At 54.4% G+C, this 18,970-nt stretch carries 20 protein-coding genes; 19 read left to right on the top strand and 1 reads right to left on the bottom strand.

Features of this window, described 5'->3' with window-relative positions:
* Nucleotides 1-28 precede the first annotated feature (28 nt).
* The 17 genes from pqqB (at nt 29) to RAC90_RS04815 (ending at nt 15,029) form a co-directional block, all read left to right on the top strand.
* On the top strand, nt 29-955 hold the full coding sequence (gene pqqB / locus RAC90_RS04735; RefSeq protein WP_033741347.1) for a pyrroloquinoline quinone biosynthesis protein PqqB: 927 nt from the start codon (nt 29-31) through the stop codon (nt 953-955).
* Nucleotides 949-1,704: a pyrroloquinoline-quinone synthase PqqC gene (gene pqqC, locus RAC90_RS04740; RefSeq protein ID WP_033741349.1), complete on the top strand. Its 756-nt coding sequence runs from the start codon at nt 949-951 to the stop codon at nt 1,702-1,704. Before pqqB ends, pqqC begins: the two co-directional genes overlap by 7 nt.
* Before the next feature lie 2 nt (nt 1,705-1,706).
* A complete protein-coding gene (gene pqqD, locus RAC90_RS04745) occupies nt 1,707-1,985 on the top strand; it encodes a pyrroloquinoline quinone biosynthesis peptide chaperone PqqD (RefSeq protein ID WP_033741351.1) in 279 nt (92 codons plus the stop codon).
* Nucleotides 1,972-3,114: a pyrroloquinoline quinone biosynthesis protein PqqE gene (gene pqqE / locus RAC90_RS04750; protein ID WP_058701944.1), complete on the top strand. Its 1,143-nt coding sequence runs from the start codon at nt 1,972-1,974 to the stop codon at nt 3,112-3,114. The genes pqqD and pqqE overlap by 14 nt, the downstream gene beginning before the upstream one ends.
* Entirely contained in the window at nt 3,114-5,375 is a 2,262-nt protein-coding gene (gene pqqF / locus RAC90_RS04755) for a pyrroloquinoline quinone biosynthesis protein PqqF (protein ID WP_375124025.1), read from the top strand. The genes pqqE and pqqF overlap by 1 nt, the downstream gene beginning before the upstream one ends.
* A 118-nt stretch (nt 5,376-5,493) precedes the next feature.
* The gene (locus RAC90_RS04760) at nt 5,494-6,078 is read left to right on the top strand and encodes a YceI family protein (protein ID WP_375124026.1); all 585 of its coding nucleotides are present in this window, start codon (nt 5,494-5,496) and stop codon (nt 6,076-6,078) included.
* Nucleotides 6,079-6,604: 526 nt separating this feature from the next.
* Entirely contained in the window at nt 6,605-7,585 is a 981-nt protein-coding gene (locus RAC90_RS04765; protein WP_054687763.1) for a 6-phosphofructokinase, read from the top strand.
* A 9-nt stretch (nt 7,586-7,594) separates the two neighbouring features.
* Nucleotides 7,595-7,909 carry a PTS sugar transporter subunit IIB gene (locus RAC90_RS04770; protein ID WP_033741363.1) on the top strand — a complete coding sequence of 105 codons (315 nt, stop codon included), beginning with the start codon at nt 7,595-7,597 and terminating at the stop codon, nt 7,907-7,909.
* On the top strand, nt 7,902-9,269 hold the full coding sequence (locus RAC90_RS04775) for a PTS sugar transporter subunit IIC (RefSeq protein ID WP_033741366.1): 1,368 nt from the start codon (nt 7,902-7,904) through the stop codon (nt 9,267-9,269). Before RAC90_RS04770 ends, RAC90_RS04775 begins: the two co-directional genes overlap by 8 nt.
* Nucleotides 9,256-10,098 (top strand): class II fructose-bisphosphate aldolase, encoded by an 843-nt coding sequence (locus tag RAC90_RS04780; protein ID WP_054687761.1) that lies wholly within the window; start codon nt 9,256-9,258, stop codon nt 10,096-10,098. The genes RAC90_RS04775 and RAC90_RS04780 overlap by 14 nt, the downstream gene beginning before the upstream one ends.
* A gap of 63 nt (nt 10,099-10,161) precedes the next feature.
* Complete coding sequence (locus RAC90_RS04785; protein WP_039340416.1) at nt 10,162-10,431, top strand: hypothetical protein; 270 nt, start codon at nt 10,162-10,164, stop codon at nt 10,429-10,431.
* A gap of 9 nt (nt 10,432-10,440) precedes the next feature.
* Nucleotides 10,441-10,878 (top strand): PTS sugar transporter subunit IIA, encoded by a 438-nt coding sequence (locus RAC90_RS04790; protein WP_054687760.1) that lies wholly within the window; start codon nt 10,441-10,443, stop codon nt 10,876-10,878.
* Entirely contained in the window at nt 10,875-11,516 is a 642-nt protein-coding gene (locus RAC90_RS04795) for a glucokinase (protein WP_039340414.1), read from the top strand. The genes RAC90_RS04790 and RAC90_RS04795 overlap by 4 nt, the downstream gene beginning before the upstream one ends.
* Complete coding sequence (locus RAC90_RS04800) at nt 11,467-11,898, top strand: thiol-disulfide oxidoreductase DCC family protein (protein ID WP_375096278.1); 432 nt, start codon at nt 11,467-11,469, stop codon at nt 11,896-11,898. The genes RAC90_RS04795 and RAC90_RS04800 overlap by 50 nt, the downstream gene beginning before the upstream one ends.
* A 151-nt stretch (nt 11,899-12,049) precedes the next feature.
* The gene (locus tag RAC90_RS04805; protein ID WP_375124027.1) at nt 12,050-12,457 is read left to right on the top strand and encodes a DUF2231 domain-containing protein; all 408 of its coding nucleotides are present in this window, start codon (nt 12,050-12,052) and stop codon (nt 12,455-12,457) included.
* 12 nt (nt 12,458-12,469) lie between these two features.
* Entirely contained in the window at nt 12,470-13,771 is a 1,302-nt protein-coding gene (locus tag RAC90_RS04810) for a sorbosone dehydrogenase family protein (protein ID WP_054633811.1), read from the top strand.
* 628 nt (nt 13,772-14,399) lie between these two features.
* Entirely contained in the window at nt 14,400-15,029 is a 630-nt protein-coding gene (locus tag RAC90_RS04815; protein WP_375124028.1) for a DapH/DapD/GlmU-related protein, read from the top strand.
* Nucleotides 15,030-15,078: 49 nt separating this feature from the next.
* Here the strand turns inward: RAC90_RS04815 and RAC90_RS04820 are convergent, their stop codons facing one another.
* Nucleotides 15,079-16,545 carry a catalase gene (locus RAC90_RS04820; protein ID WP_375124029.1) on the bottom strand — a complete coding sequence of 489 codons (1,467 nt, stop codon included), beginning with the start codon at nt 16,543-16,545 and terminating at the stop codon, nt 15,079-15,081.
* 326 nt (nt 16,546-16,871) lie between these two features.
* On the opposite strand from RAC90_RS04820, the gene RAC90_RS04825 reads away from it, so the two are divergent.
* Nucleotides 16,872-17,852, top strand: a complete 981-nt coding sequence (locus RAC90_RS04825; RefSeq protein WP_054633809.1) for a TIM barrel protein — start codon at nt 16,872-16,874, stop codon at nt 17,850-17,852.
* A 64-nt stretch (nt 17,853-17,916) separates the two neighbouring features.
* On the top strand, nt 17,917-18,957 hold the full coding sequence (locus tag RAC90_RS04830; protein ID WP_054633808.1) for a substrate-binding domain-containing protein: 1,041 nt from the start codon (nt 17,917-17,919) through the stop codon (nt 18,955-18,957).
* Nucleotides 18,958-18,970: the final 13 nt, after the last annotated feature.

Here is an 18,970-nt window from a genome sequence, read left to right on the forward strand (position 1 = left end):
CATTTTGTTTCAACACCTGGTCCCTTTCATGTTTATTAAAGTCCTTGGTTCGGCGGCAGGCGGCGGATTCCCGCAATGGAACTGCAACTGTCCCAACTGTCAGGGTGTCCGTAACGGCACCGTTCAGGCGACGCCGCGTACGCAGTCCTCTATTATTGTCAGCGATAATGGCGAGGACTGGGTGCTGTGCAATGCTTCCCCCGATATCAGTCAGCAGATTTTGCACACGCCAGAACTCATCAAAAAAGGTGTGCTGCGCGGTACGGCGATCGGCGGCATTATCCTGACTGACAGCCAGATCGACCATACTACCGGTCTGCTCAGTCTGCGTGAAGGTTGTCCGCATCAGGTATGGTGCACGCCGGAAGTCTATGACGATCTCACCACGGGTTTCCCGGTGTTCACCATGCTGAAACACTGGAACGGCGGCTTACAGCATCGTCCCATTCGCCCGTTAGCGCCGTTTAGCGTGGACGTCTGTCCGGATCTTCAGTTCACTGCGATTCCAATCCTCAGTAACGCACCACCGTACTCGCCTTATCGCGATCGGCCGTTACCGGGCCATAACGTGGCGCTGTTTATTGAAAACCGCGCAAACGGCCAGAAACTGCTGTATGCGCCCGGACTGGGCGAGCCGGATGCGGTGATTCTGCCGTGGCTCGAACAGGCGGACTGCCTGCTGATTGACGGCACGGTCTGGCAGGACGATGAATTACTCTCCGCGGGCGTGGGTAAAAATACCGGCAAGGCCATGGGCCATCTGGCGCTGGCCGAAGAGCAGGGGCTGATGGCGTTACTCGCCCGTCTGCCCGCAAAACGCAAAATTCTTATTCATATTAACAACACCAATCCCATTCTTGACGAACAGTCGCCTCAGCGTCAGTACCTGACTGAACAGGGCATTGAGGTGAGTCAGGACGGAATGGCGATACAGTTGCAGGACGAAAGATGCTGATTACGGAAACCCTGTCGCCTCAGGCCTTCGAACAGGCGCTGCGTGATAAAGGCGCGTACTACCATATTCATCACCCTTATCACATCGCGATGCACAATGGCCAGGCCACACGCGAGCAGATTCAGGGCTGGGTGGCGAACCGCTTCTATTATCAAACCAGTATCCCGTTGAAGGATGCGGCCATCATGGCCAACTGCCCGGACCCGGCCACCCGGCGTAAATGGGTACAACGTATTCTGGATCACGATGGCAGCCAGGGCGCTGATGGCGGCATTGAGGCCTGGCTGCGGCTGGGCGAGGCGGTCGGGCTGACGCGTGAGGCATTGCTTTCTGAACAGCATGTCCTGCCGGGCGTGCGTTTTGCGGTAGATGCCTATGTCAACTTTGCCCGCCGCGCTAACTGGCAGGAGGCGGCCTGCAGTTCGCTGACGGAGTTGTTTGCGCCACAGATTCATCAGTCACGGCTCGACAGCTGGCCTCAGCACTATCCATGGATTAAAGAAGAAGGCTATTTTTACTTCCGCAGCCGTCTGAGTCAGGCTAACCGCGACGTGGAACACGGTCTTGCCCTGGCGCTTGAGTTCTGTAATACGGCGGAAAAACAGAACAGGATGCTGGAGATTCTGCAGTTCAAGCTGGACATTCTCTGGACGCTGCTGGATGCCATGACCATGGCTTACGAACTTCACCGCCCGCCTTATCACAGCGTGACCGATAAGGCCGTCTGGCACACAACCCGACTGGTATAATGATGAACGAACACACAATTGTCGCCTTTCGCCGTGGCTACCGTATGCAATGGGAAGCGGCACAGGACAGCCATGTGGTGCTTTATCCCGAAGGCATGGCGAAGTTAAATGAAACCGCTGCGGCCATTCTGGCGCTGGTGGACGGCAAACAGGATATCGCTTCCATTATTGCCACGCTGGATGCTCAGTTCCCGGACGCGGGCGGCGTGGGCGAAGATGTGAAAGAATTCCTGCAGTCAGCTTATGAACAGAAGTGGATACAGTTCCGTGACCCAGCTTAAACCCGGCGTCAACCCACCGCTCTGGCTGCTGGCAGAGTTAACCTATCGCTGTCCGCTGCAGTGTCCGTACTGTTCGAATCCCCTGGATTTTGCCCAGCAGGCGCGCGAGCTTACCACCGCACAGTGGATCGAGGTCTTTCGCCAGGCCCGTGCCATGGGCAGCGTGCAGCTGGGCTTTTCGGGCGGTGAACCGCTGACGCGTAAGGATCTGCCCGAACTCATCAAAGCGGCGCGTGATTTAGGATTTTATACCAACCTGATCACCTCCGGCATTGGTCTGACGGAGAAAAAACTCGACGCATTCAGCGAGGCCGGTCTGGATCATATTCAGATCAGTTTTCAGGCCAGTGATGAAACCCTCAACGCGGCGCTGGCCGGCTCGAAAAAAGCCTTTCAGCAGAAGCTGGAGATGGCGCGCGCAGTGAAAGCTCATGGCTATCCGATGGTGCTGAATTTCGTACTGCATCGCCATAACATCGACCAGATCGATAAGATTATCGATCTGTGCATTGAGCTGGAGGCGGATGATGTTGAACTGGCGACCTGCCAGTTTTACGGTTGGGCACAGCTGAACCGCGAAGGGTTATTGCCGACGCGTGAGCAGATTGCCCGGGCGGAGGCGGTCGTTAACCGCTACCGCACGCAGATGAACGAGCGGGGCAGCCTCACTAACCTGCTGTTCGTTACGCCAGATTACTATGAAGAACGACCAAAGCCGTGCATGGGCGGTTGGGGCGCGATTTTCCTGAGCGTCACGCCAGAAGGCACGGCGCTGCCGTGCCACAGCGCGCGACAGTTGCCGGTGGCCTTTCCTTCGGTCCTGGAGCAGTCGCTGGAAGACATCTGGTATCACTCGTTTGGTTTTAACCGCTACCGGGGGTTCGACTGGATGCCGGAACCCTGCCGCTCCTGTGATGAAAAAGAGAAAGACTTTGGTGGCTGCCGCTGCCAGGCCTTTATGCTGACCGGCGATGCCGATAATACCGATCCGGTCTGCAGTAAGTCACCGCATCACGGCACAATCCTTGAGGCGCGCCGTCAGGCAGACTGTAGTGATATCAAAATCGGTCAGCTACAGTTCCGCAACCGCACCAATTCTCAGTTGATCTATAAAACGCGGAATCTGTAATGCACACACGCAGCCTGACCCTGAACGGACTCCGCGTGACGCTCGTCCACCAGCCGGACGCAACGCAGGCGGCGGCGCTGGTGAAGGTGGCGGCGGGCAGTCACGATGAACCTGATAACTGGCCCGGCCTGGCGCATCTGCTTGAGCATATGCTGTTCAGCGGTGGCCAGCGCTGGCCCGACGAAGGGCGGCTGATGAGCTGGGTGCAGGCGCAGGGCGGACAGGTGAATGCCACCACCCTGGCGCGCCAGAGCGCCTTTTTTTTTGAAGTCGCCCCGGACAGTCTGGTTGATGGCCTGCTGCGCCTGCAGGATATGCTGAGCGCGCCGCGGTTAACGCCAGAGGCCATTACTCAGGAAATTGCTGTGATTGATGCCGAGCATCGGCTGCTGCAGCATCACACTGCGGCCAGAGCAGAGGCGGCTATATTCTCAACGGTCATCGCACCGGCCAGTTTCCAGCGCTTTCAGACCGGCAACAGGGCGGTTTTTGGTGACAACGTCACTGAATTGCAGGCCGCGCTGCGGGCGTTTCATCAGCGTTTTTATCACGCCGGCACGATGATGCTGTGGCTTCAGGGGCCGCAGCCGCTGGACGAACTGGCAACGCTGGCTGAGATTTTTGCTGCTCCTTTTGCCCTTCGCGATGCGGGCAGTCTTCCGGCACCAGACGTTGAATTATCGGCCGACAGGAGGCTGATGTTGCAGCAGGACGGCCCGTCCGAAGTGACGCTGAGCTGGCTGTTACCAACGGCGCTAAGTGACAGTGTCACGCTGTTGCGCGAGTTTTTGCTGGATGAAGCCCCCGGCGGCTTGCTGGCCGCCTTGTACGCGCGCGGGCTCGCCAGTCAGTTACAGCTAAAATGGCTGTATCAGTCCGCAAAAACGCAGTGGTTGATGATGACAGTGACGGGTGAGCAACCCGCCGTGGTACAGGCATTGCTGATGTCATTTTTCGCCGCCTTGAGTCATACCACAGCGACGCAGCGGCAACACTACTGGCACCTGGCGCAGCGGCGGCTGGCTGCATTGTCGCCCTTAATGCAGCTTCAGGCGCGGGCTTTAGGGTTTGCCGCCACGGGCGACTGCCCCGAACTCTCGCCCTTATTACAGACGCTGGCCGGCGTGCCAGCAACCACCCTGGTTTGTGCCGCCGACGTGGCTGGCGAATCACGCAGCGTACAGGGTTATGCGCTCACCCTGGCGCGCTGGCAGGTGCCCGACGTCAGTGTTCCCCCTGTTGAGTGGTTTTATTATCCCGGTCCTAATCCTTTCCCGCCCGCCAGGCTGCCCACCACCGCGGTGACGTTGCCACACATTCACCCGGATGAAACCTCCGGCACGCTGATACTTCGTCCCGAACTGTACAACACGCTGGCGGCAGGTCAGGCCTGCGAAAGCGCCTTGCGGCCGGTGTTTGCAGTACTGCGTCACTTTGGCGGCGGTGGGGAATGGTGTGAAAGGCAGGGCGTCTGGCAACTGACGCTGGACTTACCCGCCGACGAGGCGTTGCTCAGCGCGGCGCTGGCGCAACTGTTATCCTGCCTGATGCCGACAACGGAAGAGGCCAGCTCTGCCATTCCCGGTATTGCAATACGCGAACTGCTACGGCAATTGCCTTACTGCCTGGCGTCGTCCGTGCAGCCGCAGCGCTGGCGGGCCATCCTTCTGGGCGGTAATGCCCGTCGACATCAACAACTTGCGCAACAGCTCAGCGTGCTGAAGGTCAATTCTGCTACATTACCCGCGCGGGCATGGGTGAGCGGCGAAAGCAGGATACCGCACCCCTCGGACGACAGCGCCATTCTGCTGTTTATACCACTGGCCGATCCTCAACAGCTGGCCGCACTGCGCGCGCTGGCGCTGCTATACGCGCCGCGTTTTTATCAGCGCTACCGTGTTGAACACCCCATCGGTTATGTCGTCAGCTGCCGTTACCAGCGTTGTGTGGATATCGACGGTATTCTTTTTGCGCTTCAGTCACCGACCCTGTCTGCCACAACGCTGATTCAGTATTGCGACGATTTCCTGCAGCAGATGACGTCCGTGACAGACGCGGCCGATCTCGACGGGGTGAAAACACAGTTAGCCGCAGCGCAGGAAGAACCCACCGTCGAGGCGCTGCGTCAGGCTAACGGACTGCCCACACTGACGTCACAGGATATTGCTGCCCTCAGCACTCAGCAGTTAACGCAGCTGCATCACCAGTTATGCAGCCAGAAATCAGCGTGGCGCATCTTACGTACAGACGATAAGCAGTAAAATAATTACTCGTCGATATTGTTGAATGATTTTGATTGTTTACGCCAAATCTCTTCACTTTTTATTCCTGCCGCTTTGCACCAGACTCAATGTGACGCCATAAAAAAAGGAATGAAAAGTGAAAGATGTTAAACGTTTTACACTGCCACTGATCGCAGTTGCCGCGCTGTATATCCCGGTTTCTCAGGCTGAGACAATGCACTACCAGCTGGACCCACAGCATACGTCGGTCGTTATGAGCTGGGAACACTTCGGCTTCTCGCATCCTACCGCCGATATTCCGGATGCCACGGGGTCACTGGTGTTCGACAGCAGCAAACCCGAGCAGTCGCGTGTTGACGTGACCTTGCCTGTCACCAAAATTGACAGCCATGTGCCTGCACTGACGAAAGAATTTAAAGGCGCCGACTATTTTGACGTCGCCAAATACCCGAGCGCGACCTTCCGCAGCACCAAAGTCATTGCTAAAGGCGATAACAAATTTGACGTAGAAGGTAATCTGACGCTGAAAGGCATCACCAAAACGGTTACGCTGCACGCCACGCTGAACAAGCAGGGTGAGCATCCGATGGTGAAAAAGCAGGCGATTGGTTTTGATGCGACCGGCACCATCAAGCGTTCTGACTTCAAACTGGATAAATACGTGCCTGCGGTCAGCGACGATGTCAAACTGACCATCTCCACCGAAGCGTACGCAAAATAACGCTTCCAGCATGTTTTCCAGCCCGGCACATCCGTTGCCGGGTTTTTTTATGCCCGCTTCACCCAACGTCACCGGTACAACACAGCCCGCTTTGCGCAAACGTTCATCATCGTGCCGCGCGTGTAAGAAAACCCGGTAAACGGTTAACCGGACAAGATGAATCCTTTTTCGCTGCCGAAATAACCGGTATCTATGCTGCCCGCCAAAATAACCCGTCAGCATCACAGTGAAAAGTGAGGCGAAAATCACAAATCTGCATCACGGTTTTTTTGTTATCCGGACACGCGCCTGAAATAACCGTTTCTCTTCGCCTGATGATATTTAACCTGTTGTTTTATCAACCGAAGCTCACAGACCGGGCGCGCTTATTAATTGTGATTTAATTCACAGAAACACCTGTTTTAACCCCGCTGTCAATCTATCCACCCGGCAAAATACTCTCGTTTTTGTGATCTCACTTGCAAATATAAGGCTTGTATCCCGAAACAATAGCCCGCAGACGCATTGAGCCAGAGAGGAATGGAGAATGAGAATCGGGATGGTAATCAGCGGCGGCGATGTTACCGGCATAAATAATTTTATTTTTCAGATTGCGAGAATGACGCAGGCGGAAATGCTGTTATTTAATGGCGGTATTCCGGGACTTCTCGATAATGTCTGTCAGGAAATTGCGCAACGCGATTTAGTGGATTTCTCTGTTACCTCGATTCCGGTTATGCAGTCGGGAAGGACCACGCGAAAATTAATTCGCAGCGAATACGAAACCATCACCCGACAGCTTAAGGCATTGCGTATTGATGTATTAATTATGGCCGGCGGAGATGGCTCACTGCAATTTTTACATACGCTGAGCGAATTCGGTGTGAACTGTTTTGGCATCGGTATGACGATTGATAACGATGTCTTCGGCAGTGATTACACCGTGGGCTTTTCAACTGCCTGTGAGCAGGTACTTAAAGAGGTGGCAAAACTGCGGAATACGGGCCGCGCATTAACCGGCCGGGTATTTATGGTCGAGTTGCTCGGCGGTTACTGCGGTGAACTGACGCTGCAATCGGCAATAAAATCGAATGCGGATTTTGCGTTAATTCCCGAGTGTCAGATTCCGACGGCGACGCTGGCCGGGCGCATCACTCAGCGCCTCAGTGAACAGAACAGCGTCATTATCCTGTGCTCTGAGGGCTATACACGTGAATATTCACCGGGCTTTCAGGGCGCAATCGATACCTTAATTAAGCAACTTGAACCGTTGATCGGTGTGCGCATTCGCAAAACGATTGTCGGTTATGGACTGCGTAATGGCGATCCCACCTGTGAAGAAATTTATCAGGGTACCATTATGGCAAGTGAAGTGGTTCGTTGTATTCAATCCGGAATGCGCAATAAAGCCGTCATTATTAACGGCAGCAATAAGCCTATTCCGATTGACTTAATAAGCATGAAGAAACGCCTGGTCGATACAGAAGGGCACCATTATAAACTCGCTAAACAACTGCAAATAGTGTGAGGAGAAAACATGCTGAAAATTTTATGTGTTTGTGGTTGTGGTCTGGGTTCAAGTTTCGCCATCGAAATGAGTGCGAAAGCCGTTTTAAAAAAACTGGAAATTGAAGCCGATATCGATCACACCACAATTTCAGAAGCTAATGCATTTAAATCCGACATGATTCTGACGCAAAAAGCGTTTGCGGATGTTTTAAATGCTGACGCCACACCAGAACAGATTAAACGGGTCATTATATTAAATAAACTTACCGATAAAGCCGAAATTGAGCAAAAGATCGTGGCTTTCTTAAAAGAACGTAATATGAAGGTTGCTAATCATGAATAGTGTAATCAATTTTCTGGTTAAAGATTTACTGGGACAGGCATCCATTCTTATCGCTTTTATTGCGCTGATTGGGCTGGTGCTGCAAAAGAAATCTGCGGGAAAAGTGGTAGAAGGGACATTTAAAACCCTGCTCGGCTTCTTAATTATGATGGCGGGCATCAATATTATTGTCGGCGCACTGACCTTCCTGAACAGTATCTTCACCCACGGCTTTGGCATGCAGGGCTACATCACCGATGTGGCTGCCATCGCCGGGCTGGCCAACCGTGAACTGGGCTCCGAAGTGGCCATGACGCTGCTGGTGATCTTTATCGTCAATATCATCATTGCCCGCCTGACGCCGTTTAAATACATCTTCCTGACCGGACAGGCGTTGTTATGGATGGCCACGATTGGTGCGGTCATCGGCTATAAAGCAGGCTTAACCGGCTTACCGCTGATTCTGACCGGCGGGATTTTTGGTGGCGTTATGGCTGTCGTGATGCCCGCGCTGGCCCAGCCGGTGGTACGGCGTATTACCGATTCGGACGATGTTGCCCTGGGCCACTTCTGTACCATCGGCTATCTGCTGACGGCGGCCGTGGCGAAGGTGGTCGGTAAAGGGTCACGTTCGACGGAGGATCTGAAGTTACCGGACAACTTCAAATTTTTACAGGACACCTACCTGTCAATGGCGGTGGTGATGGTGCCAATGTACCTGATCCCTGCGCTGGCAGCCGGTCCCGCCTTTATTGCGCAGTACAGCAGCGGCACCAACTACCTGATGTATGCCTTTATGCAGTCCATTCAGTTTGTCGCGGGCGTGTTTGTTCTCTACAGCGGTGTGCGACTGCTGCTGAATGAACTGGTTCCGGCATTCCGTGGCATTGCCATGCGGCTGGTGCCGGATGCGAAGCCTGCACTCGACTGCCCGGTCATGTTTCCTTATGCGCCTAACGCAGTCATTGTCGGTTTCCTGGCGACCACGCTCGGCTCCGTGGTCGGCATGCTGGTGTTCCCGATGTTTGGTCTGGCAATGATTCTGCCGGGTCTGCTCACCAACTTCTTTGCAGGCGGCACGGCAGGCGTGTTTGGTAATGCGTTGGGGGGCCGGCGCGGCGCGATGATCGGGGGCTTCGTGCACGGCTTATTCATTACCTTCCTGCCGGCCATTCTGGTGCCGATGCTGGAAAGTTATGGCTTTACCGGCGTGACCTTCAGCGATTCCGACGTCATCAGTACCGGCCTGGTTTTGGGACATGCTTTCCAGAATAACTGGTTGTTCGTCGCCGTATTCGTCGCCTTTGTTACCGCTATCGCCTGGTTTGTTAACGGAAAATCCACTTCATCCCGTGAGGAAAACGTGCATGAAACTTTATAATTTTACTGACCTGCTCAAGATTGCCAAAGAACGTGATTTTAAAGCAGTGGGCTCGTTTAATTTACATTGTCTGGAAATGCTGCCCGCCTTTTTTAAGGCGGCAGAACAAACCCACAGCCCGTTAATGATTCAGATATCTACCGGTACGGCAAAATATCTCGGACACGAATTACTGGTCGATGCCGTTAAATCTTTAGCGAAAAGTAAAAATATTCCAACCTGTCTGCATCTGGATCACTGCTCTGATTTAGAGGCGATTCAGACAGCGATTAACGCCGGATTCAGTTCGGTCATGTACGATGGCTCACATTTACCGCTTGAGGAAAATATTGCTAATACCCGACGGGTTATTGATATGGCGCGCCCGCTAAATGTCTCCGTGGAAGCTGAGCTGGGCGCAATCGGCGGATCGGAAGATGGTAAATGCGTGGAGATGGATGAAATTGCGTTTACCCCTGTAGAGGATGCCAAGCGCTTTGTGCACGAAACGGGCGTCGACATGCTGGCGATTTCCATCGGCACCGTGCACGGCCTGTATACCGGGAAAGCCCATATTCAGCACCAGCGCCTGGCCGCAATCACCGACGCCACCGCGACGCCGCTGGTCCTGCACGGCGGAACGGGCGTGAGTGATGAAGATATGCGCCTGGCTGTCAGCAGCGGTATCGACAAAGTGAACGTGGGCACCGAGATGAATGTCCAGTGGGTGGCGCAGTGCAAAACCACGTTCGAAAAAGGCAAAGTAAACGACAGCGTGCGTAATTTCCTGGTGCCCGCTAATAATGCGGTAACCAATGTATTAGTGGAAAAAATGCAGTTATTCCGCTAACCCCATTTATCCCGACGTAAATAAACCTGAAGTGCCCGCGCGCTTTTCGGGGCAGGAGTCGCTATGTTTGGATTCATGAAAAAGAAAGTGGAAAATCAACCGCAGGATGCGGCCGAACAGGATCGCCTGGCAGAATCCGTCAGCGAGAAAATAAGGCAGCTGGAAGCGAAGCTGGCCAGTAATACCGCCGATACCGACACGCAAAAACAATTAATGCTGGAATATAACCGGGCATTATCACTCTATGCAAAAAGCCGTCGTTACCGGGATCACATCGATCCTCTGTTTGTGAAAATTGATGAATTACGCAATCTGGTGCGAAAATCAGTTTAAGGAGCAGTAATGACCATTAAACAGTTATTACAGGAAGCCAGTGCCATTCAGGTCGGGGTTGCGGCCAGCGACTGGCAACAGGTGATCGCCATGGCGGCCAAACCGCTGGTGGCGGGCGGCTATATTCGGGCCTCGTATCCTCAGGCTGTCATTGATAACACGCTCACGCACGGTGCCTATTATGTGTTTGAAGAAGGTATCGCCATTCCTCATGCCCGCCCGGAAACGGGCGTTATTCGCGACTGTTTTAGTCTGATTGTGCTGGCAGAACCGATCTCGTTTGGGGGCAGTGAAAAGGCCGATATCGTCATCATGTTCGGTGCCCGTGACAGTAATGCCCACATTGAAGAGGGCATTCGCGCGATTGTCTCGCTGCTTGACGATGACGCGACGCTGGTCAAACTACGCCAGGCCAGTAGCATGGCGGACGTCATGGAGATCTTATGACCAGACAGGCGGAAAGTAAGCGAGTAGTACTGGTCAACGGAATTCCCGCCTCGGGCAAAAGTACGCTGACCCGGATGCTGTCCGGGCGTTTCACCTTACCGGTATTAACGCTGGACAGCATTAAGGAGCCCTTCATGTCCAGCTTCGCCCCGGTCGATCGTCAGCGTAACCGACAGCTCGGCTGTGCGGCTTACCAGGCGATCTGGAATATTGTGGGCCAGTCACCGGTGAACACGGTTTTTCTGATTGATGCCTGGTTTGGGTTTCAGTCGAAAAGCGTGCTGGAGCAGGGTTTGCAGCGAGCGGGCGTGGATGAGGTGCTGGAGATCTGGATGCAGATCTCACCCGATGAGGCGGTGGCGCGTTACCAGGCTCGCCTGGCGCAACGCATGCCGGGTCACCCCGGCGCGGAGTATCTTCCGGAACTGCGTCGTCTGGCGGAAGAAGCACAACCCATGGCACTGGGGCCGCTGCTGCGGGTTAATGCCAGGGCCATCGATGAAGCGGCGGTTTGTCAGTGGCTGGCTCAGCATACGGGAAAGAAGGACTATACTGCGTCTGTTGAGGATGAAACAGAGGAGCCGCCCCATGCCACAGCCCCCTTATCTGCAAACGGGCGAGAGCGTCGTGCTTTATGATGGTGTATGCAAACTTTGTACAGGATGGGTGCGTTTCCTGTTGCGCCACCGGCTGGCGCGGCAGGTCCGTTTTGCTTCCGTCCAGAGTGAGGAGGGCAAAGCACTACTGAGATGGGCCGGCCTGCCTGACGACAATATCAGCACGATCGTCTACATTCGGGATGAACAGCACTGGCTTCGGGCGCAGGCTATTTTTCGCGTTTTTCAGCAGTTGCCGCTGCCGTGGCGCATTATGAGCGTGCTGCGCTGGTTGCCGAAACGCCTCAGTAACCTTTTTTACGACGCCATTGCGCTGAACCGCTACAGGCTGGTTGGCCGCTATGCGACGCAACAGCCCATTCGCGCCGATTATCCAGGCCGGTTCCTGTCGCATCAGGCCTGACGACACCGCTTTACCCGTCATCGCCTGCAAAGGTGAATTAAAACCATCATTTTTCTTCAGGTTTACTAATATTTTACAGGCAGGTTAACAACGTAATGGGAAGGTAATACGTTGTGCCTGGGCTGTATAACTATTGAAAATGGAGAAAATCATGCGCAACACCTCTGGACGATCGGCCATCGCCGTGACGCTTTACGCTCTCCTCGAACCTCTACCGGTGGGCTTTTTTGTAGCGGCCTGGCTGTTCGATATCGTCTATATGAAGACGACTGTCATCTTCTGGTCTGTCAGTGCCAGTTGGTTAATTGCAATAGGTCTGGTCATTGCTGTTCTGCCACGAGTAATTAGTCTTATTTATCTGTTCCGCGGCACCAGCGCGCCAGAGAAAACCCATTTCTGGATCTCGCTGGTGGCTATCCTGCTGGCTATCGCTAACGCCTTTATTCACAGCCGTGATGCGTACGCCGTGGTGCCCACGGCGGTGATTCTCTCAACGCTGGTGGTGATACTGCTACTGCTGGCGAATGTGCAACTTGCCCTTCGTCAACGCATCGCTTAAGGAGAAGCCCCAATGAAAATACCACAATATTCCCTGATAGCGTTGGCGCTGACGGCCCTGTTAGCCGGGTGTGATAACGGTGCGTCGGTCGCGCCTGAAAAACAGATTGGTGCGAATCCTGAGCTGCCGGAAGCCAAAAATTTTATGGTACCGCCGATGCAGGTGCCCAAAGGTGTTCCGTGGAAGAACGGCGAAATGCCTAAGGTCGCCGAGGGGCTGAAGATAGAGAAGATTGCCGATAAGCTTCAGCATCCACGTCAGGTCTACGTGCTGCCGAACAACGATATTTTGGTCGCGGAATCCAACGGCACACCCAAACCCACGACCAAGCCGAAAGAGTTGATTACGGGTCTGGTAAAAAATGCCTCAGGCAAAGGGGGCAAAGGCGGTAACCGCATCACCCTGTTGCGTAATGTGAATGGCAAGTGGGAGCAACACCGCTTTATCGAGAATCTGACCGCGCCGTTTGGCATGCAACTGGTCGGGAATACCCTGTATGTGGCAAATGCAGACAGTCTGGTGAAATTTCCCTACAGCGAAGGCCAAACCGAGATTCGCACCGCGCCGGAAGAGGTGACCGAATTACCCGGCGGGCCCATTAACCACCACTGGACAAAAGCGCTGTTAGCCAGTCCTGATGGCAGCAAACTGTACGTCGGCGTCGGGTCGAACAGCAACATCACCGAAAACGGTATTGGTGCGGAATACCGCCGTGCCGCCGTGCTGGAGGTCGATGCCGCCAGCGGTGCCAGCCGTATTTATGCCAGCGGCTTGCGTAACCCGACTGGGCTCGACTGGGAGCCGCAGACGAAGCAGCTGTGGGCGGTTGTCAACGAGCGTGACGAAATTGGCTCGGATCTGGTGCCCGACTACCTGACGTCTGTTAAAGAGAAAGGCTTCTATGGCTGGCCCTACAGCTATTTTGGTCAACACGTTGATGTACGCGCTCAGCCGCAGCGACCGGATCTGGTCAAAACAGCCATCAAGCCTGATTACGCTCTGAGCTCGCATGTCGCCCCACTGGGCCTGTTGTTCTATGGTGCAGAGAATATGCCGCAGTACCGGGGCGGTGCCTTTATCAGCGAACACGGGAGCTGGAACCGTAAGCCACTGAACGGCTACAAGGTCATCTGGGTGAAATTCGAAAACGGGAAACCGGTGGGGCAACCGCAAACCGTGGTGTCCGGCTTTTTGACTGAGGATGAAAAAGAAGTGCACGGCTTACCGGTGGGCCTTGCCAGCGATAAGCAGGGCGGGTTAATTATCGCCGATGATGCAGGTGATACGATCTGGCGCGTCAGTTCAGCGAAGTAATTGCGACTGCGCAGGCATAAAAAAAGGATTTGGCATAACGCCAAATCCTTTTTTCTTTTGTTCGTCCTGCGGCGGGTAACCGGAGGACAAACGAGGTGCTCAGCACTCTCCACAGGTTGAGTGTAAAGAGTGACAGCGAAGACTTCAAGTTTGGCCAAAATACTGTATATTTATACATGTGTTGAGCATCGGGCATCGCACCGTGGTTAACTGATTGCTTCCAGGGGAGCACGGTTATGTAAATCCCGGCAGGTCCCAGGTGGTGCTGGCCTGTGGCTTAAACCATGAGTGCCGCTCAGCCCTCTCCACAACGTTGTGCTCAGGCAGTCGGCGGGTAATGTCAGAGTCCCGGCTGCTGAACAGCGCGCTCCCTAAGCAGGAGAAGGAAAGTGATGGAACTGACTAAGCTGATTCTGGAGATTATCCGGGTCATCTTGCAGATCATCGTTGCCCTTTTGCAACTGACCGGTCATGCAAAATAACCGGAACTTTGACCAAGGCGGAGCTAACCACTCCGCCTTTTTCGTTGTCAATTGTCTGTCATGTTATCCGGCTACAGTGGCGCGGCAGTAAGGCGCCTTACGGGCATCACTTATCCAGACCTCAGACCAGAGCCGGGAGCGTTTCCATGTCACTTGCCGCGGTAAAACCCGCCAAACTTCAGAAAACCGAAATCGATGCCAGCGTACGCATGCGTGAAACGCAGATTGGCGCGCAGTGTGAAATTCTGGCTCACAGCTATCTGGAATACAGCACCCTGGGTGATTTCTCCTATGTAGGTGAACATTGTTGCATTGCCGACAGTGAGATTGGCCGTTTCACCGCGATCGCTAATCAGGTCCGGATTGGCGCGCCGAATCACCCGATGAATCGCGCGTCACAACACCGCTTTACCTATTGTCCGGAGTATTACGACGCGACCGCCACGCGCGACCACGGTTTTTTCACCGCCCGGCGAGAAGACAGAGTGATCATTGGCAATGACGTCTGGATCGGTCATGGCGTGATCGTATTGCCCGGCGTCACGGTGGGCGACGGGGCGGTGCTGGCGGCGGGCGCGGTGGTGACGAAAGACGTTGCAGCCTATACCGTGGTCGGTGGCGTGCCCGCCAAACCGATTGGGGTTCGCTTCCATCCGGCGATTGCCACGCGCTTACAACACATCGCCTGGTGGAACTGGCCACGGGAAAAGATCATGGCAAACCTTGCCGATTTTCAGTCAGAGGATATTGAGCAGTTTTGTGCAAAGCATGGCTGAATGCGACGGGGATAAAACGGTGGCGGATGCCACCGTTTGGCAGGGCGGTTTAGCGTTTAGCCCGCGCGTCCAGTACGGCTGTGGCGATGCGGTCGCCAATGGTTTTGTCGATATTGCGCCAGTACGCAAAAGCCCGCGACAGCACCGGCTCTTCCACGCCGTTTAACAGATGACCTGTAACGTTGTTGACCAGCCGGTCACGCGCGGCGTCATCCATCACCTTATTGATCAACGTATTCGCCTGGCCTACGTCGTCGTCGTCACGGCGCAGAGAATAGGGTTCCCGTACCATATCGCCGCTGGCAGACCAGACCGAGTCGGTTGGATAACGTTCACCATCGGCAACCGGGCCGCCTTTGCTGTTGGGCGCATAAACCGGGTCGGATACCGGGTTTATGCGCATCGCGCCGTCTTTGCTGTAGCTGTTGACCGGCGACTGCGGGGCGTTAACCGGAATCTGCTTGTAATTTACCCCGAGTCGGGCGCGGTGGGCATCCGCATAGGCAAAGACGCGCCCGAGCAGCATCTTATCCGGGCTCAGACCAATACCGGGCACCAGATTGTTAGGCTCAAAGGCAGCCTGTTCAATCTGCGCATGGTTATCGGTAGGATTGCGGTTCAGCGTAAGTTTTCCAACCTTGATCAACGGGTAATCGCTGTGCGGCCAGACCTTGGTGAGATCGAACGGGTTGTAGCGGTATTCATCTGCCTCCGCAAAGGGCATGATCTGCATATAGAGCGTCCAGCTCGGAAAGTGGCCGTTTTTAATGGACATGAACAGATCGCGCGTATGGTAATCGCCGTCCTCACCTGCCAGCTTATCGGCTTCCTGCTGCGTCAGGTTTTCAATGCCCTGATCGGTATGGAAGTGGTATTTCACCCAGAACTTCTCGCCCTGTGCGTTTACCCACATATAGGTGTGACTGGAGTAGCCGTTCATATGACGCCAGCTTTTGGGAATACCGCGATCGCCCATCAGCCACGTGACCTGGTGCGACGATTCCGGTGACAGCGTCCAGAAATCCCACTGCATATCGTTGTCACGCAGATTGTTGTCCGCACGGCGTTTTTGCGAGCGAATAAAATGCTGAAACTTCATCGGGTCGCGAATAAAAAACACCGGCGTATTGTTGCCCACCAGGTCGTAATTGCCTTCGCGGGTATAAAACTTGATGGAAAAACCGCGTGGATCGCGCCAGGTATCCGGGCTGCCTCGCTCACCGGCTACGGTTGAGAAGCGCATCAGCACATCCGTTTTCGTGCCGGGCTGAAAAACGTTGGCTTTGGTGTAGCGACTGACATCTTCAGTCACCTCAAAAAAGCCAAAGGCACCGCTCCCTTTTGCATGTGGCTGCCGTTCAGGAATACGTTCACGGTTAAAGTTCGCCATCTGCTCAATCAGATAGTGATCGTGCAGTACCAGCGGGCCGTCCGGTCCTACCGACAACGAGTGCTCATCGCTGGCAACCGGAATGCCTGCGTCGGTGGTGGTGGGTTTACGCGCATCGTGACTCATTCAATTAGTCTCCATGTTTATACGGGTATTGCATGGAATAAGCGTAGCGTAAAACGCAGAAGCGCAACGGCAGATTGCATCCCAATAGCCGTTTTCTCTCACACACACGTGACCTTTATCGCGCCAGGCCCATCCCGTTGGGACTTTTCGCACTCTGAACCCGGCTTTCCACTGACGAGCTATCCGTGACGGTTATCGCATTTCAACGATCCTGTCTGTTTTGGTGCTTGCGTGTGGCGCGGCAAGGTGTAAATTATCTTATAACTTCACAATTAATTGTGAAAAAGAAAAGTACATTACAACCCTGTGATGAAGGATTGCGCCACATGTCTGATTTAAAATTTGCCACACGTCTTAACTCGTTTGCATCGGGGGCACATCGCTACTGGCCAGCGTTACAGGGGAAGCCCTCCGTTATGCAAATGGTGGCGCGTGCGGGTACCGTTAATGGCCTGACCCACCTGGATCTCAACTATCCCCAACACCTTACGGCAGATATCAAAACGCTGCGTCAGGCCATTGAGGACGCGGGACTGGCAGTGAACGGCATGCAGATGCGTTGGGATGCACCGCAGTTCAAGATTGGCGCCTTTACCCATCCTGATGCCAACATTCGTCGCGAAGCTATCGAGCTCACCAAGCGCGGCATTGATGCCGGACGGGAATTCGGCTCAACACTGATGACGTTGTGGATGGGGCAGGATGGCTTTGATTACTGTTTTCAGGTCAATTACAAAAAAATCTGGGAAGACGCGGTCAGCGCAGTGCGCGAAATTGCAGAATATGCCCCGGATGTCGACGTGAGTATTGAGTACAAACCTAACGAACCCCGCGCCTACAGCATCTTTCCTAACGTCACAACCTGCCTGCTGGCGGTGGAAGAAGCGGGCTGCCCGAACCTGGGGATCACCCTGGATTTCGCTCACGTCCTGTTCGCCAATGAAATTCCGGCCTGGGCTGCCGCCATGGTCGCACGCCGCTCCCGGCTGCTGGGGCTGGATCTGAATGATGGCTGGGGTAAACGTGATGACGGGTTAATGGTCGGAGCGGTGAATCCGCGTGCCACGCTGGAATTCCTGTGGCAGATGCAGCGCGATGGCTATCAGGGCGCATATTACTTCGACACGTTCCCGGACGCCAGCGGGCTGGATCCAGTGCGTGAAGCCGAAACCAACATCGCCACCGTGAAACGCCTCCTGAAACTGTGCGAGCAATTTAATGATAACGCGGCGCTGGCCGAGGCTATCCGTCATCAGGATGCCGTGGCGTCGCAGCAGATCGTCAACGACATTATGCTGGCGCGTTAGTCATCGCGTCGGTGTGAAACCATCCAGATGTACCTTACAAATGCATAATTAGAAGGCTAACAATATGAAAAAACGTCTCCTCGCTGTGCTGGCCTCGTTGCTGCTCGGTTCCAGCGTTTACGCAGCCGATCTGGCACCCCTCAAATCCGATACCGAAACGGACCGTACTGACTGGTCACAGCTTGACAGTCAATACGGTGCGATGCCCAAGGTCGATAAGTCGCTGAAAATTGGCGGCGTATCCAAAACGCTGACCAACGAATACTGGCGTTTACTTGGTGAAGGCTACCAGAACGCGGCCAAAAAATATGGTATCACCGTGGCTTATCAGGCCGCGGCAAATGAAGACGACCAGCTGGGACAACTCTCGATTGCCGAAACGCTAATCTCTCAAGGGTTTAACGGCCTGTTGGTTTCACCTCAAACCGATATCAACCTCGAACCCGCACTGGAAAGCGCCAACAGCAAAAAAATTCCGGTCGTGAACGTCAACGATGCCGTCATGCCAAACGCAGAACACTACGTTGGCAACGTCCAGAAAGACAACGGGGTTCGGGTGGCGAAGTGGTTTATTGAGCACCATCCCCAAGGCGGCAAGGTTGCGGTCATTGAAGGGCAACCTGGCGTTTACGCGGCTGGCCAGCGCACCAGTGGTTTTAAAGAAACGCTGAAAGCGAACGGCAAGTTCAATGTGGTGGCCAGCGTGCCAGCGAACTGGAGCCGTGAGCAGGCTTACAATGCGGCCAGCACCATTCTGCAACAGCATCCCGATCTGATTGGTTTCTACGCCAACAATGACACCATGGCCCTTGGCGTGGTGGAAGCGGTGCGCGCAATGGACAAGGCAAAACAGGTTGCGGTATTTGGGACTGACGGTATTTCAGATGCCTATGCCTCGATCAAGCGCGGTGAGTTGACCGGCACAGTAGACAGCTTCCCGATGCTGACTGGCGAAGTGGCGATGGATGTGATGCTGCGTCTCATCGACGGCCAGAAAATTTCACGTGTCGTCTCAACACCGCAGGCGCTCATCACCAAAGAGAATGCCGATGCCTTTTCTACCAAAGACATGGATAAGCTGCGTCAGCTGTTAGCGCAGCAGTAAGCCAGGCGGAGAG

The organism is Pantoea sp. CS_6 (assembly GCF_041954745.1).
GTDB classification, from domain to species: domain Bacteria; phylum Pseudomonadota; class Gammaproteobacteria; order Enterobacterales; family Enterobacteriaceae; genus Pantoea; species Pantoea stewartii.

Excerpts from the sequence above, each read along its gene's own strand:
- RAC90_RS04825 (WP_054633809.1), top strand. The coding sequence starts at position 16,872 with ATGTCTGATTTAAAATTTGCCACACGTCTTAACTCGTTTGCATCGGGG.
- pqqF (WP_375124025.1), top strand. The coding sequence starts at position 3,114 with ATGCACACACGCAGCCTGACCCTGAACGGACTCCGCGTGACGCTCGTC.
- RAC90_RS04810 (WP_054633811.1), top strand. The coding sequence starts at position 12,470 with ATGAAAATACCACAATATTCCCTGATAGCGTTGGCGCTGACGGCCCTG.
- RAC90_RS04830 (WP_054633808.1), top strand. The coding sequence starts at position 17,917 with ATGAAAAAACGTCTCCTCGCTGTGCTGGCCTCGTTGCTGCTCGGTTCC.
- RAC90_RS04805 (WP_375124027.1), top strand. The coding sequence starts at position 12,050 with ATGCGCAACACCTCTGGACGATCGGCCATCGCCGTGACGCTTTACGCT.
- RAC90_RS04790 (WP_054687760.1), top strand. The coding sequence starts at position 10,441 with ATGACCATTAAACAGTTATTACAGGAAGCCAGTGCCATTCAGGTCGGG.
- pqqB (WP_033741347.1), top strand. The coding sequence starts at position 29 with ATGTTTATTAAAGTCCTTGGTTCGGCGGCAGGCGGCGGATTCCCGCAA.
- RAC90_RS04765 (WP_054687763.1), top strand. The coding sequence starts at position 6,605 with ATGAGAATCGGGATGGTAATCAGCGGCGGCGATGTTACCGGCATAAAT.
- RAC90_RS04785 (WP_039340416.1), top strand. The coding sequence starts at position 10,162 with ATGTTTGGATTCATGAAAAAGAAAGTGGAAAATCAACCGCAGGATGCG.
- RAC90_RS04780 (WP_054687761.1), top strand. The coding sequence starts at position 9,256 with ATGAAACTTTATAATTTTACTGACCTGCTCAAGATTGCCAAAGAACGT.
- RAC90_RS04800 (WP_375096278.1), top strand. The coding sequence starts at position 11,467 with ATGCCACAGCCCCCTTATCTGCAAACGGGCGAGAGCGTCGTGCTTTAT.
- RAC90_RS04775 (WP_033741366.1), top strand. The coding sequence starts at position 7,902 with ATGAATAGTGTAATCAATTTTCTGGTTAAAGATTTACTGGGACAGGCA.
- RAC90_RS04770 (WP_033741363.1), top strand. The coding sequence starts at position 7,595 with ATGCTGAAAATTTTATGTGTTTGTGGTTGTGGTCTGGGTTCAAGTTTC.
- RAC90_RS04815 (WP_375124028.1), top strand. The coding sequence starts at position 14,400 with ATGTCACTTGCCGCGGTAAAACCCGCCAAACTTCAGAAAACCGAAATC.
- RAC90_RS04820 (WP_375124029.1), bottom strand. The coding sequence starts at position 16,545 with ATGAGTCACGATGCGCGTAAACCCACCACCACCGACGCAGGCATTCCG.
- RAC90_RS04795 (WP_039340414.1), top strand. The coding sequence starts at position 10,875 with ATGACCAGACAGGCGGAAAGTAAGCGAGTAGTACTGGTCAACGGAATT.
- pqqC (WP_033741349.1), top strand. The coding sequence starts at position 949 with ATGCTGATTACGGAAACCCTGTCGCCTCAGGCCTTCGAACAGGCGCTG.
- pqqD (WP_033741351.1), top strand. The coding sequence starts at position 1,707 with ATGAACGAACACACAATTGTCGCCTTTCGCCGTGGCTACCGTATGCAA.